This is a genomic window from Streptomyces sp. NPDC007872 (assembly GCF_042868165.1).
Lineage (GTDB): Bacteria > Actinomycetota > Actinomycetes > Streptomycetales > Streptomycetaceae > Streptomyces.
The window spans coordinates 42,788-60,324 of record NZ_JBIAEA010000012.1 but is presented as its reverse complement, the minus strand read 5'-3'; the positions used below and the strand labels follow the sequence as shown (position 1 = coordinate 60,324).

Below are 17,537 nucleotides of genomic sequence, written 5' to 3'. Positions count from 1 at the left end.
AGGATCTTCGGTCCTCCCTCACCCTTCCGGGACAGGACAGAAGAAGACCACCGACCCTGTGACACCTCGAGCCGAGGACATGCGTACGACGCACCCGCCCGAGACGACTCCCGCCATCCGCGCTCTTCCAAAGGGATCGGTCAGCGGTGAGGCACGGCGATGCCGGCGGCACGCAGCTCCGCCTCGACCAGGGCATTCAGCCGGGCTATGGACGGTACCCGGTCCTCCATGTGGTGGTTGACCATCCTGTAGCGCGTGGCGGTGTCGGATCGGCCCTCGAACCCGGACGGCATCGACAGCAGTTCGCGCCGGGTCAACAGCTTCCCGGCCAGTTCACGGGCCAGTTCCCCGATCCGCGGATCGTCCGGATCCCAGCTTCTTGCCTCCCAGCCGCGCTTGGTCAGTTCGACGGTCTCGGGGTCGGTGAGCGATTGTTCGAGCCAGGTCATGAAGCCGTCGAAGATCTCCGGGACCAGAGCCCGTGTCAGTACGAGGGCTTCTCTCTGACCGGTCACATAGGCGGAGTCGAAGCCGAGTCCAGCCAGTGTCTCCAAGATCGCGCAGGCCCGGTCGGGCAGCAGGGCGCGATCACCGTGGTCGAGGCGGTGCAGCCGGTCCCGGCGCGCGGTCAGTTCCTCGATCCGGGCGGTGAGTTCGCGGTGAACCTCCTCCAGGGTCGCGGCGAAGGTCTCCGAGTCGGCGTTGAGGAGATCACCGACCTCGGCCAGCGGTACCCCGGCTGAGGCCAGGGTGCGCACCTGGAGCAGACGGAACAGCTCGTCCGAGCGGTAGCGGCGGTAGCCGGAAGCATCGCGTTCCGGCTCGGCGACCAGACCGAGCCGGTGGTAGTGCCGCACGGTCTTGATCGTGACGCCGACGTACGCCGCCGCCTGACCGATCGTGAGCCCGAACCCGTCCGCCACCCTGACGCTCCTCCGTGTCGCTGGTCGTAGCGGAGGCGAGGATAACGCGCCCGAAGCCACCCTTGACCTTGACCCTGGGGCAAGGATGCAACCTCTTGCCACGGCCCTTCGCAGGGCCGCGCGGCCGTCGGTGAGCGGCCGCGGGAAACGACACCGTCAACAGGAGGTACCCCATGGCGACGAACGACAGCGGCTTCACCGGTGCGGGACTGCACCGACTGCGCGAGGTGCTGGAGAAGCACGTGGAGTCAGGAAAGATCCCGGGTCTGGTCGCCCTCGTCGGCCGCGGCGGACAGACGCACGTCGAGGCGATCGGGACGATGCGGCACGACGGCGGCCCGCCGATGCGCCGGGACACCATCTTCCGGATGGCATCCACGTCCAAGCCCGTCACCATGGCGGCGGTGATGGTCCTGCTCGACGAGTGCCGACTGAGACTGGACGACCCCGTGGACCCGTGGCTGCCCGAACTCGCCGACCGACAGGTGCTCAGACAGCCTGACGGCCCGCTGGACGACACCGTTCCGGCGCGGCGGCCGATCACCGTACGAGACCTGCTGACCTCCACCTTCGGGCTCGGCACCGATTTCGAGTCGATGGCCTCGCCGATCAGGGCCGCGACCTTCGAACGCCTCGACTACAGCGTGGCCTCCGGCCCGGCACCCCACCAGGACGAATGGATGCGCCGCCTGGGCGAACTCCCCCTGCAGTACCAACCAGGTGTGCGCTGGCAGTACGACCTGAGCAACGAGGTGACCGGCGTGCTCGTCTCCCGGGTCGCCGGACAGCCGCTGGAAGCGTTCTTGCGCGAACGGATCCTCGATCCGCTGGGGATGAAGGACACCGGCTTCCACGTGCCCGCCGACCGGATCGACCGCCTGCCGCCCCTGTACGGGCCCGATCCGCAGACGGGCGAGTTCACCGTCTGGGACCAGGCGGCAGGGGGCCTGTTCAGCGCTCCTCCCGTGTTCCAGGGCGCAGGCGGCGGACTGGTCTCCACCGTCGACGACTACCACGCCTACTTCCGCATGCTGCTGAACCACGGAGTCCACGACGGCGAGCGCATCCTGTCCCGGGCCGCCGTCGAACTGATGAGCACCAACCGCCTCTCCTCGGGACAGATGGCCGCCCGGGCAGCGATGTTCGACGGTGTCGCCCACCTGTCGTCCGGCCAGGGCGCGGCCGGCGGCTGGGGATTTGGCATGTCGGTGGACACTGGCCGCGACAGCTACGCGCCCGTCGGCCGGTTCGGCTGGTTCGGCGGCACCGGCACCACCGCCTACGCGGACCCGACCCATCAGCTCACCGGCGTCCTGCTCACCCAGGTCGGACTGTCCACCCCGGACTCGCCGCGAGCCATGGCTGACTTCTGGACCACGCTCTACCAGGCCCTCGACTGACGAACCCCATAGGGCCTGGGGCTTCATGAGATCGTTCGCCAACGAGTGCACCGCCTGATGGATTGCCCATCTGCTCCACCGCCCTCACCCACCAACTGCATGCCGCACGCGGCGCGGGACGCACCCGGTATCAAGAGAGCGTCATCGCGCACCAGCAGGCCACGATGCCCGAACGGCTCCTCCTCTTCCCTGCCCCCGACGTCGAGGAGCCGAAGGCCGGGGGCCAGCCGGCGGACTACATGGAGAGGCTGCGGACGCTGCAGAAGGAACGCATCAAGACGGGCGTACAGGATCTGACCGCCGAGCAGATCAGCAGCATTCAGACCTGCGTCGAGGAGATGAAGAGGCGCTCCAGGAGCGGTACGAAACCCGCCCCGAAGCCCCCGCTCCCCGGCAGGTCCTCGAGGACCGGAAACGCGCGCAGCGTCCCGGTCAGCCCGGCACCGGACACGGAGGGGCGAGCCGCTGAGTGGGCTCCACCCTCCACGGGTGGGCTCCACCCTGTGGAGAGTGGGACCCACCGGGTGGAGCCCACCGAGTGGGGTCCGCCCACTTCTTTTCCTTGGCCCGCCGGGTGGGTCGGGGGCTGAAGTCGCGGTCGCACCGGCTGGGACGCGACCGGTGACCACGCCTTGGGGTGGGGGAGGGAGACAAGGACGGAAGGAGCCGGTCACTGATGTACGTGGGTCCTCGCCACGGTCCTCCACGGCCGCTTAGCCTGTCCGGCGTGCTCCGCAGGTCAGCCCCGCAAGTCAAGGCCTGCCGATGCGTTCGACAACCCTCCTGGGTCTACAGAGGCATGGAAGCCGACCGGAGTGCGAAGGCAGAAGCGCTGAGGGCTCTGGGAATCTTCCAACGGGCCACCCCCGATCAGCTCTGGCGGATGCTGCGGCCCGGAGACCGGCACGACCGGTGCACCAGGGACACCCTGAACGCGTTGAAGGAGACGGGGATGGTCCGGGTGGAGGGCCGGCTGAAGTCGGGACACCAGTTGTGGGTGCTCACCGAGGCGGGTCACAGGGAGGCCAAGGGGCTGTTGCCGAGGAGCGTGCGGATCTCCGCGCTGTGCAAGCAGAAGTACGACACCCGGGGCAGGCCGATCCCGGGGCAGGGCTACGACGAGCACGCCGCCGCCGTCACCCTGACCGCCGCCGTCCTGACCGGTGCCGGGTTCGGCACTCCGCTGTCCTGGCAGACGGAGATCGCCCACAAGCTCCCGTATGGCTACACCCAGTACGCCGACCTGACGATGCGCGCCCCCGGCGCCGGGGTGCCCGCGATGCTCCTGGAGGTCGACCGCGTCAACGAGCCCGTCGACGAGCCGGTGGACAAGCTGCGCCGCTACACCGACTGGTTCGAGCTCCTGGCGCCGAAGGCCGACCCGAACAAGGAGAAGGCGGCCCGGGGAACGGCGGTCCACGACTTCCGGCTGTGGTCGCGGATCCACTCGGCGACCGGCCACGAGGGCTACGTGCCGGTGGCGTTCGTGTTCACGGGGAAGACCGCCGCGCAGCGCGAGAGCCGCATGCGGTGCCTGGAGCGGGCCGGCCGCCGCTACTTCGCCGGGGAGCCGTATCCGGGCCGGGGCGAGGGGATCACGGCTGTCGACTACCACCAACCGGTGCCCGTGGTCGTCACCGAGCTGGAGCGGATCACCGCCGATCCGGCCGGGGCTGCGGGGAAGGTGTGGCGGCGGCTCGGCAGGGAGGAGCGGCAGACCTTGGCCGAGGCGCTGGACAACCCCGACGGCGACCGGCTGCACGCGGTGCGGTTGAAGGGGGCCCGCCGCCGGGCGGAGCGTGAGGCTGCGGAGAGGGAGGCGCGTCGCCCGGTGTGTGCCCGGTGCGGGGCGAAGTTCACGGACGAGCACTGGGAGTTCCTGCTTGGGCGGGGGAGGTCCTGGGGCGACCGTACCGACGAGTTGTGTGGGCCGTGCCGGGACGAGTACTTCGCACGGCTGGAGGCGGAGCGTGTCGCGCGCCGTGAGGTGGAGGAAGCCGCGGTGCAGGAGGTGGCCGAAGTGGAGGTGAAGAAAGGCCGCGGCCTGTTCGGGCGGCGCCGGTAGGCGCGGGCGGGCCCAGCGGAGCCGGCCCGGTCTGCGCCGGATCTGCCCCGGGCGGGTACGACGACGAGACGCTCACCAACTCGGTGCTCTACGTTCCCGCCCGCTCAGTCCCGCGACCGCGTCTCCGCACGGGAGACCGGCGTGGCCGGGCGGAAAGGAGACGTCACCATGACTGTCATCGAGCCCGGCCTGCCCGTACGCGACGGCTTCGCTGAAGGACCGCTCGCGGATGCCGTGCTGTCCCGTGCGGGCCGGGCCGCCAAGCCTTTCGACGAACTGTAGGAGCAGGCGCCTACGATGACCGACGCCCGACTGCGCGACGGTGTGCGCCGGGCGCTGCGCCGCCTCACTCAGGGGCAGCCGCCCGCGTGCCAGGTCGACAGCATCCCCGCGCTGATCCGCCGGGGTGCGCGTCGGCTGGCACGTCCCCGACCGTCTGCCCTGCGCCTGACGCCAGCCTCGCGGGGGAGCACCCCCGTGTTCTTCCGCGAGGCGGGAGAGGCCGAACTACCGGCCGCCGTCGGCCTTCCGCTGCCGGCGGTGGCTGGGAGGCTGGTCGGATGAACGAGGTGACGAGCGGCTACTGCGCGGCCGGGTTTACAGCCACGACCTCGACCCGGGCCCGAAGCCGGGCCGGAACCACGCCGGGCTCGTTGGCGGCCCGCCGGACGGTCTGCTGCTGGACATCCACGGCCGGCGGGCCGGGGAGGTCGACGACGGCGTCGCTCTGATCGCCGAACTCGGCCGGTGGCCCGGCGGCCGGACGCTGTACGACCCGTGCCCCGGCAAGCTCACGCGTGCGGGCATCTCGTTCTTGCTCGTTCGCTTCTGACCTGGGAAAGCGCATCGGGTTGTCATTCTTTCGGGTGGTGGACCAATCCGTTTGGCGGATCTTGACGAATGCCCGGGCGTGAACAGTTTCCGCAGCATCCTCTCCCGTACCGCTCTGGGCGCGTCGGCCGGCCTGTTGGCCGGCTTCACGGCTCTGGCGGTGGCCGAGTTGGTCGCCGGGCTGTTCCGGCCCGCTGCCGGACCGGTCACAGTCGTCGGCGGCGCGGTCATCGACCGGACGCCGGCGGCGGTGAAGGACTTCGCGATCCGTACGTTCGGGGAGAACGACAAGGTCGTTCTCCAGCTCGGCATCCTCGTCGTCCTCGCCCTCATCGCCGCCGGTCTGGGTGTCTTCGCTCTTCGGCACAGGCGGGCCGGAGCGTCGGGCATCCTGCTGTTCGGGCTCGTCGGCGCGGCCGCTGCGCTGAGCCGTCCCGATGCCGAGGGCGTGGTCGACGCCCTGCCCTCGCTCGTCGGCGCCGGGGCGGGCGCCGTGCTCCTCTGCTTTCTGGCAGGAAAGGCCACGGCCACGGCGGTCTCCTTCGGCACGGGCGGTGGCGGCTGGGACCGGCGGGGGTTCCTCGTCCTGGCCGGCGCGGGTGCCGTCGGCGCCACGTCGGCCGGCCTGCTCGGCAGGTACCTGACCGGACGTCAGGGTGAGGGTGCCGTCGCCTCCCGGAACGCCCTGGTCCTTCCCGCGCCGAGTTCACCGGCCCCGCCTGTGCCCAGAGGCGCCCAGCTCAAGGTAGCGGGCGTCACCTCCTTCACCACCCCCAACAAGGACTTCTACCGTGTCGACACCGCCCTGGTCGTTCCCAAGGTCGATGCCGGGACGTGGCGTCTGCGGATTCACGGCACGGGCGTCTCCCGCGCCCGGACCTTCACTCTCGAGGACCTCTTGGCCCGGCCGCTGATCGAGCGGGACGTCACCTTGACCTGTGTGTCGAACGAGGTGGGCGGCCCCTACGCCGGCAACGCCCGGTGGCTCGGAGTCCGCCTCGCCGACCTGCTCGCCGAGTGCGGCGTGAAGCCGCCGTCGAAGGGCGGCGCGGCCGACCAGCTCGTCGCCCGCTCCGTGGACGGCATGACACTCGGCTCGCCGGTGGAGGACGTGATGGACGGCCGCGACGCCATGCTCGCGGTCGGCATGAACGGCGAGCCGCTGCCCTTCGACCACGGCTTCCCGGTGCGCATGCTCGTCCCGGGCCTGTACGGATACGTCTCGGCCTGCAAGTGGATCGAGGACATCGAGCTCACCACCTTCGACGCCTACGACCCCTACTGGGTCAAGCGGAAGTGGGCCCGCCGCGCCCCGATCAAGACCCAGTCGCGCATCGACACTCCCAAGCCGTTCGCCCGCCCCGCCGCCGGCACCGTCACCCTCGCCGGCGTCGCATGGGCCCAGCGCCGTGGCATCACCCGTGTCCAGATCCGTGTCGACGACGGCCCCTGGCAGGACGCCGACCTTGCCGTCCAGAACACCGTCGACACCTGGCGCCAGTGGACCTACCGCTGGCAGGCCACTCCCGGCGGACACAACCTCACCGTGCGCGCCACCGACGCGACCGGCCAGGTCCAGACCGAACAGCGCACCAGGACCGTTCCCGACGGAGCGAGCGGCTGGCACAGCGTGTTCGTCACCGTCACCTAGACCACCAGACCATCCGAGTACGCCTTCGCGTACTCGGAAAACCCCTGCTTCCCCCAAGGAAGTTCGACCCTCTTTTAAGGAGCAACGAAATGAACTCCCTGCGCATCCGCCGTGGCGCGATCGCCGTGGCCGCCGCTGCCGTCCTTCCCTTCGCGCTCGCCGCGTGCTCGGACTCCGGCGACGACGACAAGACGACCTCGCCCACCTCGGCCGCCGCCGACCCCACCACGGAGAGCCAGGAGCCCGACAAGGACTCGACGGCCATGGACGAGCCCTTCGGCCCGGCGTGTGCCGGCGTGCCCAAGGACGGCGCGGGCTCCTTCGACGGCATGGCCAAGGACCCCGTCGCCACCGCGGCCTCGAACAACCCCGCCCTGTCCACCCTGGTCACCGCCGTCAAGAAGGCCGGCCTGGTCGACACCCTCAACAACGCCCAGAACATCACCGTCTTCGCGCCCACCAACGACGCCTTCGCCAAGCTCCCCAAGGCCGACCTCGACAAGGTCCTGGCCGACAAGGCCACCCTGACCAAGATCCTCACCTACCACGTCGTCGGCCAGAAGCTCGCCCCCGAGCAGATGGAGAACGGCTCCTTCGAGACCCTGCAGAAGGGCATGGTCACCACCACGGGCTCCGGCGAGGACTACACCGTCAACGACTCCTCGAAGGTCGTCTGCGGCAACGTCAAGACCGCGAACGCCAACGTCTACATCGTCGACACCGTCCTCATGCCCAAGTAGTCCCCGCACCGCTCCCACGCAGCCCTGCCCGGAACGACCGGTGGCCCCGCACCCTCCTCACAAGGGGTGCGGGGCCACCGGTACGAGCCGGCCCCGAAGACTCCGGGACAACCGCGGGACGCGGCGCCGTGGGAACGCGGCAGCCCGATCACCCCGCTCCCACGACGGCCTCGCGATCCTCGCCGGTCGAACGCCCGGCCCCCGTCGCCGACCGGTGCCGGCACCCGCCCCGGCCCCGGCACACGCGCCAAGGCTCCACGTCGCAAGACACCGGTGCCCCGGCCCACACGCTTCTGCTCCTGAGCCTTCGTACCGCCGCCCGGGCGCCCCGGAAGGAGGCGCTCTCCTGCACAACGGTCTGCCCCGGTCCATCGTCCTGCGGCGAGGAGAGCGAGGAAGGGGCCGCCCAGATCCCGGCCGGACACATGACAGCACCCGGGACCTGGGCGGTGCCGCAGGAGCATGCTCCGTCAGGGAAGAGCAGCCTGTGCGGCCGGCCGCCCCTCGTATCCCCCGCTCTGGGGTACGGAAGCGGCGAAGGCGTCACCAGTGACCGGTTGGCCACGGTGACAGGTCGCCGACGGTTTCCCCGGTTCCCGGGCCGTCGACACGGTGCATTCGTGGCCGGTCCGGAAACGGATTGCCTCACAGGAGGGCCACACCCGTTCGAAGCAGACACCCGAGCGGGAGAGGTCGCTGGGCAAGGTCAGCGGCCTGAAGGGCGACGGCAGGATCGTCGGGATCGACTTCCGCGTCCAGAACGGCAAGCTGTACGGCGTCGGGGACAAGGGCGGCGTCTACACCGTCGACGACAAGGACCTCAACCCGACCGAGGGCGTCTGGTCGCTGGTCAAGCGCGACATCGGCAACCTCGCCGCGGTCGACCTCGGCCAGATCACCCGAGCCGTGAAGCGCAAGCTCAAGAAGCTGCAGTACCGGCCGGAGGTCATCGACGGCTGCCTCGCCGGCACCGACCTGGCCCTGGACCTGTGAGCGTCTCGACTGTCTCCGGTCGGCTGACGCGGAGTTGATCGAGACGCAAATCTGCTGGTCAGCTACGGTGGCGGCATGACTGGGAGCCTGCCCGATGACGTAGCCGACGTGCTGGACCTCGTCCTGAAGCCGGACGAGCCGGCTCACGTCGCCCTCCGACGGCAGATTTCCCATCTCGAGGTGCAATCCCGCTGCAAGTGCGGGTGCGGCACCACCTATTTCGAACTCGACACCGACGAGGTGGAGCCCGCGGCGACGGGTCCGGGCGCCGTTGTGGCTGTCGACGTGCAGCTCTTCACCGAAGTTGGTGACTGCCCCGGCGAGGTCCTGGTCTTCGCGCAAGGGGGCTACCTCTCGTGGCTGGAGGTCTGCTCTTGGAGCGACGATGTCGAGGTGAATCTCGCCGCGGCGAGGCGCTGGCTACAGCCACCTTCGTGCGCCCGCGCCAGCAGATTCTGCGGTTCTCGGACCGTGATGCCGCGCTGATCCGAACGACATCACGAGTTCAAGTTCAGTAGTGGAACCTCTGCTGAATGGCCGAGGCGTTCGTCGCGCTGGCCGTTTTGTCAACGTGAGGCCCGAGTGTCACCTGAAAGGTGATCTTGCCCATCTCCGCGTCTTTGTGACTTTCTGGAGTCGGAAGAGAACCTTCCGTGCCGGTCGGTCGGCGAGTGGCGAAGGGATGACGATGAGCACTCCTCAGGTTGCGGACGCGGGCGGCGAGGGCTTCGTGCCGTTGATCCGTACGGTGGCAGGCAGTGGGACCGCGGGATTCAAGGAAGAGGACGGGGAGCTTGCCGTATCGGCCCAGTTGAACCGCCCTTACGGGGTCGCGGTGGACAGTGCGGGCGTCCTGTACTTCTCCGACCACCTCAACCACCGGGTCCGCAGGGTCACCGCGGACGGGAAGATCAGCACGGTGGCGGGCAGTAAAGCCGGGGCATACAAAGGTGACAACGGTCCCGCCATCTCGGCTCAGCTGAACTCTCCGCGCGAAATCGCGGTGGACGGCGCCGACAACCTCTACATCGCCGACGACGCCAACCACCGCATCCGCAGGATCACGCCCGACGGGACGATCAGTACGGTCGCCGGCACGGGCTCCCCGGGCTTCAGCGGCGACGGCGGCCCGGCTACCTCCGCACGGTTGCAGCGCCCGATCGGGGTGGCGGTGGACAGCACGGGCAACCTCTACCTCACCGAGTACGGCAGCCACCGGGTCCGCAAGGTCACCACGGACGGGAAGATCAGCACGATCGCGGGCAACGGGACCGCCGGTTCCACCGGGGACGGCGGCCCGGCCACCTCCGCCCGTCTGAACACCCCCTACGGCATGGCGCTGGACGCCGATGACAACCTCTACATCGCCGAGTACAACGGCTACCGGATCCGCAAGATCACACCCGACGGGACGATCAGTACGGTCGTAGGCAAGGGCACCCAAGGCACTGGTGGCGACGGCGGCCCGGCCACCTCGGCACAGTTGCACAACCCGATCGGCGTGGTCGTCGACAGCACCGGCAGCCTCTACATCTCCGAGTACAACACCCACCGCGTCCGCAAGGTCGCCCCCGACGGCACGATCAGCACCCTCGCCGGAACCGGCACCGCGGGACCGGGCGGCGACGACGGTCCGGCCACCACCGCCCAGATGAAGAACCCCTTCGGTCTGGCCGTGGACGGCGTCGACACCCTCTACATCGCCGACCACAACAACCACCGCATCCGGAAGATCACCTCGGAGAAGATGGCCGGACTGCCCGAATCGGGCACGGTCGTCTCCTGGGCCAACACCCGCAGCAGGCTCCGCATCGGTGTACACCGCGAATCCCTCAAGAACGGTGCCCCGGTCCACCAGACCCTCGCCTCCCCACGCGCCCACCAGAAGTGGCGCCTGATCGCCACCGGGCAGGCCGACGGACAGGTCCTCTATCGGATCGAGAACCTGCGCAGCGGGAAAGTCCTGGGAACCGCCGACGCCCAGGAGACGGCGGGCGCGCCCATCGCCCAGCGCGACTACGAAGGCGCCCAGGCCCACCACCAGCACTGGCGACTCACCCCCATGACCGCGGAAACCGACACCTCCACGATCTACGAGGTCACCAACCACCACAGCGGCCTGCTCCTGCACACGGCCACCAATGCTCCTATCGCCCTGACCCAGCAGGACGCGGAGGACGATCCCCGCAGTCGCCAGTGGCAGCTCCTGCCCGCCTGACCCTCCGACGAGCCCAGCCGCCCACCACAGGCCCGGCGGCACTGGCCCCTCGCCTTCGAGAGACGAGCCGCTGCCTCTGCCTTCGGTCTCGTCCCGCCCTTTGATCCAGGCGGCCTTTCGCACCCCCCTGTCCGTCCCGAAGTTCCGAAACGAAAGAGGTACCCCTGATGTCTGTGACCGTGTACGCCGACGCCGACTACCTGGGCAGGAGCGCCGTGCTCGGCGCGGGACGACACACGCTCCATCCGTCCATGGACGACGTCATCTCCTCGATCCGCATCACCGACGGATGGACCGCCACGCTCTACGAGCACGCCGACTTCACCGGCCGGCAGCTCACCCTCGAAGCCGATACTTCGAAGCTCGACGGCGCCCTGAACGACAAGGCCTCCGCGATCGTCATCACCCGCCCGGCCGGAGGGGAGGAGGACTTCGACGAGGAAGACGATGACGACTTCATCGTCTTCCAGGCATAAGCCACATATCCGGTGACGGCCGCCGGCAGCTTGCCGCGGCCGCCCCGGACCGTGCCGTCCCGAGCCCCGGCCTGACTCCGGCAGTGCGGCTCCCGTGCGCTCCTGCCCTACGGGTCCGTTCCTCACCGGCTTGGTGCAGGCGGCCGGTCAGTTCCAGGTGAGGTGTTCGTAGTGCAGGAGGCGGGCGCGGGCGGCCTTCTCCGTCGCGCCGAGGGCTTCGGCGATCGCGTCCATCGCCTCGTCGTGCTCACGGGCCAGGGCCCGGGCGGCCTCGGGGCCGGTCTCGGCGACGATCGCCTCCAGCTCACCGCAGGCCCTGAACATCGCCGCGTACTCGCGCGCGGCATCGTCCTGAAGCCACAGCCGGTCCAGCCGCTCACGCACCTGCCCCAGCAGCGCCACCAGGTCCTCGGGCAGGACCACCGCGCGTCCGGCGACGTCGTCAAGGTGCGTCTTCCACTCCGTGTACGGGCCTGAGGCGTCGTAGGCGTCGGGGTCGTCGTCCTCGCAGACCTTCTCCCAGTCGATCGGGTACCTTGATGTCCCGCGCCAGCCGCACGCACACCGGCTGCGCATCGACGTCGCGGTGGGCCGGCGGAATTCGCCGTCGTAGTGCCACCAGGACGTCGATTCGTGGAAGGTGGCGCCGCTGCCCAGGTCGAAGAAGACCGGGCCCGGCTCGCTGCCGTCGGCCAGCAGCATCCCCACCGTCCCCTCGTGCGACTCGAATCCCTCCCGCCGCCACCCCTCCCGCACCCCGTACACCACAACACCCCTCTTCGCCTCGACACCGACGCCCCGGGCGCTGCGCCCCGGGCTCTTCGGAACCACGATGCGGAACGGCCCTCGCGCTCCGCAGCCAGTTTCGACATACTCCATAGGCAGGTGTAGTGCGTACCGGGGGCACGCGCCCCTGCGGCCGGGGGCCGGGACGAGCGGGACGAGGCCGCCGCGGCGCGCGTACCGTGGAGGGTGACGACCCGCCAGGAGGATTGCGAGGCGGCGCAGATCGTGGTCGGTCGGGGTGGGGTGTCTTCGGTCCTGCGTGTACTGGTTCGTCAGGGCTTGCGGTCCGGCACCGGTTCGGGCAGCGCCATGTACCAGTCCTGGACGATCAGCCAGAACTCGATCAGCGCCACAGCGACGAGTACGGCACGGCCTGTGTATCCGGCGAAGGGCGCCCCGGTCATCCATCGCCGGGGCAGCAGCCACGCCGACAAGGCGATCACCACTCCCGCGAGCACGGTCAAGGGAAGCTCCGCGTACAGCACACTCCAGTCCGGACCCGCCTCGAACCCGGCGCGTGCGCGCAGTTCGGCGTCCGCGGCCCATCCCAGCAGCCCCACGAACCCACCGGCCAGGGCGATGCCCGTACCGCTCAGTGCTTCAACGCGTTCTCTCATGATCATTGAAGACGTTGGTCACGCCATGTAAGTTCCCTGAAAATCGCATGTCTGTGCAAATGGTCATGAGTGATCGTCCAGGCCGCCGACGCGGAGGGGATCCGGGCCGCGCTCCCGGGCCCGGCGTCGGCATGGCGGGCGGCGGAGCGGCTGACGCAGGCGCTGGGGGAGCCGTTGCCGTTCGGTCGGCCGCCTGTGACCGCTACGGCGGTCGGCCACCTCGTCCGCGCAGGCCTGCTCGTCCACCTCGGCGGCGAGGTCGCCACCCCGGACGTGCATCCCGAGCAGGTCGCCGCCCTGGCGCGGCGCCGGGACCTGCCCGCGCTCCCAGGCCGCCATGTGCCCCTCCGCCCGGACCAGGCGGCCGTCCGCCTCGACGTGCGCCGCACCGACTTCGACCACGTCGTCCGCCTGGGCTGGATCACCCCTGTGGGCAGGGTGACGGTCGACTTCAAGCGCGCCCGGGGCGGGGTGACGGACGTCCCGCTGTACTCCGGGCAGGACATCGCCCTTCTGCCGGTCTCCCGTCCGTCGGTGGACTGGCGGGCCCTGCGCACCCTCGCCCTGGGCCGCCGCTCCCCGCTCGCCCTCCTCGACCCGGCGGAAGGGGACACGGTGCTCCTGGCGGAGGCCGCGCGAACGGCCGGGGTCGGCCGGGCGGCGGTGGCGAACTGGCGCCGCCGTCACGGCGACTTCCCCGCCCCCGCTGCCGGGACCGACGTCCACCCGCGCTTCGACCGGTCCGCGGTGGTCGCCTGGCTCCTGGCCCACGACAAGCTCACCGTGCCTGCGGGCGTGCCGTCGGTCACCCTGACCGTGCGGTCCGGCGAGGAGAAGGAGCGCCGGTTCCGGCTCGATGACCCGGTCCTGGAGCTGTCCGACGACGCGACCGCCGAAGACCGGCTGTCCGGCTGGATGAGCGACGCCGAGGCTGAGAGGTCGTTTTCGCCCGATGGTTCATCCCGTGATGGGATGTTCTGTTGTGTTCTTCGGGTCGCGCCAGGAGATGGTGTTCTCGTTGGTGAGGCGGCGGGCCATGAGGCTGGTCATGGCCAGGTGGATCATGGTTTCGGAGCGGGTGGGCAGGGTTTCGTGGTCGCGGGACAGGCGCCGGTTGAGCATGAGCCATCCGTAGGTCCGCTCGACTGCCCACCGTTTCGGTATCGGGGTGAAGCCCCTGGTCCCGGGCTTGCGGGCGGTGATCTCCATGTCGATGCCGAGGCTGGTGGCGTGTTCGATGAGGTGTTGTCGGTAGCCGCCGTCGACCCACACCTTGCGGATGCGGGGGTGGTCGGCGGCGACCTGGTCGAGCAGTGCGGCGCCGGCGGTGGAGTCCTGCACGCTCGCCGCGGTGACCAGCACGGCGAGAAGCAGGCCGAGCGTGTCGGTGATGATGCTCCGCTTGCGGCCGACGATCTTCTTGCCGGCGTCGATGCCCTGACTCGAGGCCGGGACGCTGGTGGAGGTCTTGACGCTCTGCGCGTCGATCACACACGCCGAAGGCTCGCTGTTACGGCCCTCCTTCTCCCGCAGCAGTTGCCGCAGTAAGCCATTGAGCTGCGCGAACACGCCCTCGTCGGCCCACTTGGCGAAGTAGCCGTAGACGGTGTTCCAGGGCGGGAAGTCGTGCGGAAGGTAGCGCCACTGCACGCCGGTGCGGTCGACATACAAGATCGCGTCCATGATGTCGCGCAGATCATGCTCGGGCGGCCGGCCGAAGTGCAGAGCTCTGCTTCGGCGCTCGAGACGCCAGGCGGTCAGGACCGGCTCGATCAACTCCCAGCGGGCATCGGACAGATCACTCGGATACGGACGTCGCTTCGTCATACTTCCGGCCTACCGCTACGAACCGAATGCGCCCAGGCGCACAGCAACGGCAGCGGAAGCACGCGGCCTGAAGACCAGGTATTTTGAGATGAGACAGGCACAAGTTGTCCCCTGGCCCGCCTGTCACCCCACCTGGCCAGCAAGAACCAGCCCACATCTCCAGCAGCGGAAGCACCACAACCCGACAGTCAGAAAGCTGCCGGATATAGGGGCAGTACGGGTGAAAACGACCTCTAAGGCAAGCAACTTCAGGCGTCACGCGATCGTGCGGCAGACCCGTCGAGATCGATGGCGGTTTCGCTGTCGAGGAGCCGGGCGTCCAAGGAATCCCGCCATGTCTCCGTGGACAGGAGCGTCTCGCATCGGGCCTCGACGCAGTACCGGAAGAGATATCGCAGGTAAATCGACGGGCTCTGGGGCCCTCCCACACGTTGATGATGACCTCGTAGTCGCGCATGTAGGTGGTATATCCGTGGTGCACGACAACGGCTTCGATGTGTTCGTTCAGCATCCGCTGAAGTTCTGCGGTGGCCATGCCACTCGTCTACCTCACTCGGCAAGCCCTTCGGCAGCGAGATTCAGAGCGTTGGCAATCGTCGACTCGGAGATCGCCCGGACAAGTCCTGGACGGCTCCGGCGAGGAGGACCTCGTTACGCGTGTTGCACCCGTCGGCCGCGTCGAGACCGGTGTTCCAGTGCTCGAAGGAGTCGCGTGCATGGCCGGTGCGGTCCTCCTCGGTGACGGGAAGCCGGCCGACGGCGTCCTCCAGCGGCAGCACATCGGGGACGGGCGCCATCGTCGTGGTCCCGGCCGCGGTGGGGGAAGGGAGAGTGAGCGAGGTCATGGCTAGGCAGAACGCGGCGGCGCCGCGCAGCATGTTCGTGATCACGACCGCGGGCATAGCGGACCCGGGCCCGCGGACACACCGGGTCTGGGGTGCTCGTCGACCGCGCGAGGTGCGGGGATTCGCCGGAGAAACGCTCCGCCTCCGCGCGTTTGGGTTCACCCGGGAGAGCGGGACCGCATGAGACCGTCCCTCACCGACCGGTCCGGCCGGTGCACCGGTCGAGGCGCAGGAGGCGGATGCGCACGGACCGCGTAATGCGCAGGCCGGTCCCGGTCCTTCGGACCGTGCCGCCGGAGCACGGCAAGGACTCCGTCCTGCCGTGGTCGTCGGCCCCGGTCCGTCGAGCGGGCAAGCCGGCCTGCACCGGCAGGCGTTCCCGCGCGAGTTCGAGAACCTCCGATGCCGTGCCGTGCGCGATCGGGTCGGATCACGAAGAACAGGCTCAGGCCGCGAACAGCTTGTCCTGCTCGGCGCGCAGCACGTCGACGAGTCGATCCGGCGGCAGGATCACGTCCCCGTAGCCGAGCACGGTGTCCTTGGCGACGGCGTGGCGGAGCACGCACCCCTCGGAGATGCCCATCGGTAGCAGGTCGTCGGCGCGCGTCACCGCGTGCGACTCGGCCACCCCGAAGGTGTCGTAGCCGCCTATCCCGTCCAGCACCGTGCCGGTGGGCAGGTCACGCTTGGCGGTGGCCACCACGTCGACCCGGGGGCCGGCGGGCGGGGTCAGCGCGGCGTCGCCGAAGTCGACGGCGCGCACCACGGTGTGCGGCACCTCGAAGTGGCACAGGTGGTAGGGCGTGTAGAAGCTGTACAGCGGGCCGCGCCCGAGCTTGTACAGTTCCAGGTACGTGTGCTGCGCCGGGTCGTCGTGGGTCCCCAGCACGTACACGCCGGGCGCGGGCTTGGCACCCACCACGTAGTCCACGATGCCGCCGAGCTCCCGCAGTTCGTCCACGTCGTACATCTCGGCCAGCCGATCCACGTGTCCGGTGTGGTCGCGCCCGTACATGCCGCGCTTGGGTACGGTGAAGCCGAAGGCGTTGGCCACGATCGCCTGTTCGAAGGAGACCTTCGTCCCGTCGGTGAAGCTGGTGATCATGTGGACGTTCTGCCCCCACCGGTCGGCGAACGGCTGCTGGGTCGTGGGGGTGCGGTACTCGTCCTGGAACCCCTTGACGTTGCCGGCCACCAGGGGAGTGACACCCAGACTGCGCACGAAGCGCAGCAGATTGGCCTGCACCGCAGGCTGGTCGCCGTCTGCCCCGGTGAGCACCACCCCGGCCGCGCGGGCGCGGTGCGCCAGCAGCGGTCCGACCGTGCAGTCGAGTTCGGCGTTCATCGTCACCACCGGAAGACCGCGCTCGATGGCGGCGACGGTGATCCTGGCACCGAACTCCACCGCACCGGTGACGTCCACCAGGCAGTCGATGCCCTCCGCCTCGATCAGGGCGAACGCGTCCTCCGTGACGACCGGCCGTCCGGCGGCCACGGCCGCCGAGACCGCGTCCCGGCTCCCAGCCAGGACGGGCCTCAGACCCGCCTCCCGGTACGCGCGTTCCGCATTGTCCGGGTTCCGGTTGGAGATGGCGGCCACCCGCATGCCGGGCACCGAGGTGGTGATGTGCCGCACCAGTCCCCGCCCCATGTAACCGGCGCCCACCATGCCGACCCGGATCGGCCGGCGCTCTTCCGCGCGACGGCGCAGCGCGGCGTCGACGATGATCATCGACGGCCCACCGGGGCTCCGGCCGACCGGGACCGGCGCGGAGCCGGCGCCGTCGGGAGCCCGAACGGACGGCGGGAACGGGCGGACGGTTCGCGGTCGTCCTCCAGTCGTTTCCGGCCCGGGAGTGCCGCACTCCTCGGCGAGGTGGCGTGAACCAGCATGGCGATCTCCGATGCCTGTCGGTGCGTCATGGATTTGCGAGGCTAGGTCGCCGGCACGAGGCCGGGCAACAGCCGCCCCGCCGACCGCTTACGCACAGCGCGCCGGAAGACCTTCCGGGGCGTGCGACGGGCTTTCCCCCGTGGTGGCCTCTTCCGTGCGGGCGGCAGCAGAGGGGTTCCTCGCGGCGGAGAGCCCGCCGCCGGTGTGCCGCGGCTCCCGGGTTTCGACTGCGGACGATCGGCAGTCGAACAGGGAAACCGGTCTTTACGGA

16 protein-coding genes and 1 pseudogene are annotated in these 17,537 nt (G+C 69.7%); 9 read left to right on the top strand and 8 right to left on the bottom strand.

The window, feature by feature from the left end:
• Positions 1 to 140: 140 nt before the first annotated feature.
• The gene (locus tag ACFYNX_RS31305; protein WP_388666367.1) at positions 141 to 923 is read right to left on the bottom strand and encodes a MerR family transcriptional regulator; all 783 of its coding nucleotides are present in this window, start codon (positions 921 to 923) and stop codon (positions 141 to 143) included.
• A gap of 173 nt (positions 924 to 1,096) precedes the next feature.
• Between ACFYNX_RS31305 and ACFYNX_RS31300 the strand changes: the two genes are divergently transcribed.
• Positions 1,097 to 2,323 carry a serine hydrolase domain-containing protein gene (locus ACFYNX_RS31300; RefSeq protein ID WP_388666364.1) on the top strand — a complete coding sequence of 409 codons (1,227 nt, stop codon included), beginning with the start codon at positions 1,097 to 1,099 and terminating at the stop codon, positions 2,321 to 2,323.
• A 319-nt stretch (positions 2,324 to 2,642) separates the two neighbouring features.
• Here ACFYNX_RS31300 and ACFYNX_RS31295 read toward each other — a convergent pair whose 3' ends face one another.
• Positions 2,643 to 2,774 carry a hypothetical protein gene (locus ACFYNX_RS31295; protein WP_388666362.1) on the bottom strand — a complete coding sequence of 44 codons (132 nt, stop codon included), beginning with the start codon at positions 2,772 to 2,774 and terminating at the stop codon, positions 2,643 to 2,645.
• A gap of 225 nt (positions 2,775 to 2,999) precedes the next feature.
• On the opposite strand from ACFYNX_RS31295, the gene ACFYNX_RS31290 reads away from it, so the two are divergent.
• The 8 genes and pseudogenes from ACFYNX_RS31290 (at position 3,000) to ACFYNX_RS31255 (ending at position 11,297) form a co-directional block, all read left to right on the top strand.
• Positions 3,000 to 4,388, top strand: coding sequence for a replication-relaxation family protein (locus tag ACFYNX_RS31290; protein ID WP_388666360.1), 1,389 nt, complete (start codon positions 3,000 to 3,002; stop codon positions 4,386 to 4,388).
• A gap of 544 nt (positions 4,389 to 4,932) precedes the next feature.
• On the top strand, positions 4,933 to 5,220 hold the full coding sequence (locus ACFYNX_RS31285) for a hypothetical protein (protein ID WP_388666631.1): 288 nt from the start codon (positions 4,933 to 4,935) through the stop codon (positions 5,218 to 5,220).
• A gap of 51 nt (positions 5,221 to 5,271) precedes the next feature.
• Positions 5,272 to 6,870: a molybdopterin-dependent oxidoreductase gene (locus ACFYNX_RS31280; RefSeq protein ID WP_388666358.1), complete on the top strand. Its 1,599-nt coding sequence runs from the start codon at positions 5,272 to 5,274 to the stop codon at positions 6,868 to 6,870.
• Between the two features lie 89 nt (positions 6,871 to 6,959).
• Entirely contained in the window at positions 6,960 to 7,610 is a 651-nt protein-coding gene (locus ACFYNX_RS31275) for a fasciclin domain-containing protein (protein WP_388666355.1), read from the top strand.
• Positions 7,611 to 8,288: 678 nt separating this feature from the next.
• Positions 8,289 to 8,420: pseudogene (locus tag ACFYNX_RS31270) on the top strand (DUF4394 domain-containing protein); the annotation flags it as partial.
• Positions 8,421 to 8,678: 258 nt separating this feature from the next.
• Entirely contained in the window at positions 8,679 to 9,089 is a 411-nt protein-coding gene (locus ACFYNX_RS31265) for a hypothetical protein (protein WP_388666352.1), read from the top strand.
• A gap of 202 nt (positions 9,090 to 9,291) precedes the next feature.
• Positions 9,292 to 10,821, top strand: a complete 1,530-nt coding sequence (locus ACFYNX_RS31260; RefSeq protein ID WP_388666349.1) for an RICIN domain-containing protein — start codon at positions 9,292 to 9,294, stop codon at positions 10,819 to 10,821.
• Positions 10,822 to 10,988: 167 nt separating this feature from the next.
• Positions 10,989 to 11,297 (top strand): hypothetical protein, encoded by a 309-nt coding sequence (locus ACFYNX_RS31255; protein WP_388666346.1) that lies wholly within the window; start codon positions 10,989 to 10,991, stop codon positions 11,295 to 11,297.
• A 147-nt stretch (positions 11,298 to 11,444) separates the two neighbouring features.
• Here the strand turns inward: ACFYNX_RS31255 and ACFYNX_RS31250 are convergent, their stop codons facing one another.
• The 6 genes from ACFYNX_RS31250 to ACFYNX_RS31225 form a co-directional block, all read right to left on the bottom strand.
• Positions 11,445 to 12,065 (bottom strand): hypothetical protein, encoded by a 621-nt coding sequence (locus tag ACFYNX_RS31250; protein ID WP_388666343.1) that lies wholly within the window; start codon positions 12,063 to 12,065, stop codon positions 11,445 to 11,447.
• A 290-nt stretch (positions 12,066 to 12,355) separates the two neighbouring features.
• Positions 12,356 to 12,700 carry a hypothetical protein gene (locus ACFYNX_RS31245; RefSeq protein WP_388666340.1) on the bottom strand — a complete coding sequence of 115 codons (345 nt, stop codon included), beginning with the start codon at positions 12,698 to 12,700 and terminating at the stop codon, positions 12,356 to 12,358.
• 63 nt (positions 12,701 to 12,763) lie between these two features.
• On the bottom strand, positions 12,764 to 13,102 hold the full coding sequence (locus ACFYNX_RS31240) for a hypothetical protein (RefSeq protein WP_388666337.1): 339 nt from the start codon (positions 13,100 to 13,102) through the stop codon (positions 12,764 to 12,766).
• Positions 13,103 to 13,657: 555 nt separating this feature from the next.
• Entirely contained in the window at positions 13,658 to 14,527 is an 870-nt protein-coding gene (locus ACFYNX_RS31235) for an IS5 family transposase (protein WP_388666334.1), read from the bottom strand.
• 578 nt (positions 14,528 to 15,105) lie between these two features.
• On the bottom strand, positions 15,106 to 15,417 hold the full coding sequence (locus ACFYNX_RS31230) for a hypothetical protein (protein ID WP_125655807.1): 312 nt from the start codon (positions 15,415 to 15,417) through the stop codon (positions 15,106 to 15,108).
• Between the two features lie 400 nt (positions 15,418 to 15,817).
• The gene (locus tag ACFYNX_RS31225) at positions 15,818 to 17,104 is read right to left on the bottom strand and encodes an NAD(P)-dependent oxidoreductase (protein WP_365541971.1); all 1,287 of its coding nucleotides are present in this window, start codon (positions 17,102 to 17,104) and stop codon (positions 15,818 to 15,820) included.
• Positions 17,105 to 17,537 lie beyond the last annotated feature (433 nt).

Coding starts and splice junctions, on each gene's coding strand:
- ACFYNX_RS31300 (WP_388666364.1), top strand. CDS start 1,097: ATGGCGACGAACGACAGCGGCTTCACCGGTGCGGGACTGCACCGACTG.
- ACFYNX_RS31290 (WP_388666360.1), top strand. CDS start 3,000: ATGTACGTGGGTCCTCGCCACGGTCCTCCACGGCCGCTTAGCCTGTCC.
- ACFYNX_RS31275 (WP_388666355.1), top strand. CDS start 6,960: ATGAACTCCCTGCGCATCCGCCGTGGCGCGATCGCCGTGGCCGCCGCT.
- ACFYNX_RS31265 (WP_388666352.1), top strand. CDS start 8,679: ATGACTGGGAGCCTGCCCGATGACGTAGCCGACGTGCTGGACCTCGTC.
- ACFYNX_RS31260 (WP_388666349.1), top strand. CDS start 9,292: ATGAGCACTCCTCAGGTTGCGGACGCGGGCGGCGAGGGCTTCGTGCCG.
- ACFYNX_RS31255 (WP_388666346.1), top strand. CDS start 10,989: ATGTCTGTGACCGTGTACGCCGACGCCGACTACCTGGGCAGGAGCGCC.
- ACFYNX_RS31245 (WP_388666340.1), bottom strand. CDS start 12,700: ATGAGAGAACGCGTTGAAGCACTGAGCGGTACGGGCATCGCCCTGGCC.
- ACFYNX_RS31235 (WP_388666334.1), bottom strand. CDS start 14,527: ATGACGAAGCGACGTCCGTATCCGAGTGATCTGTCCGATGCCCGCTGG.
- ACFYNX_RS31225 (WP_365541971.1), bottom strand. CDS start 17,104: ATGATCATCGTCGACGCCGCGCTGCGCCGTCGCGCGGAAGAGCGCCGG.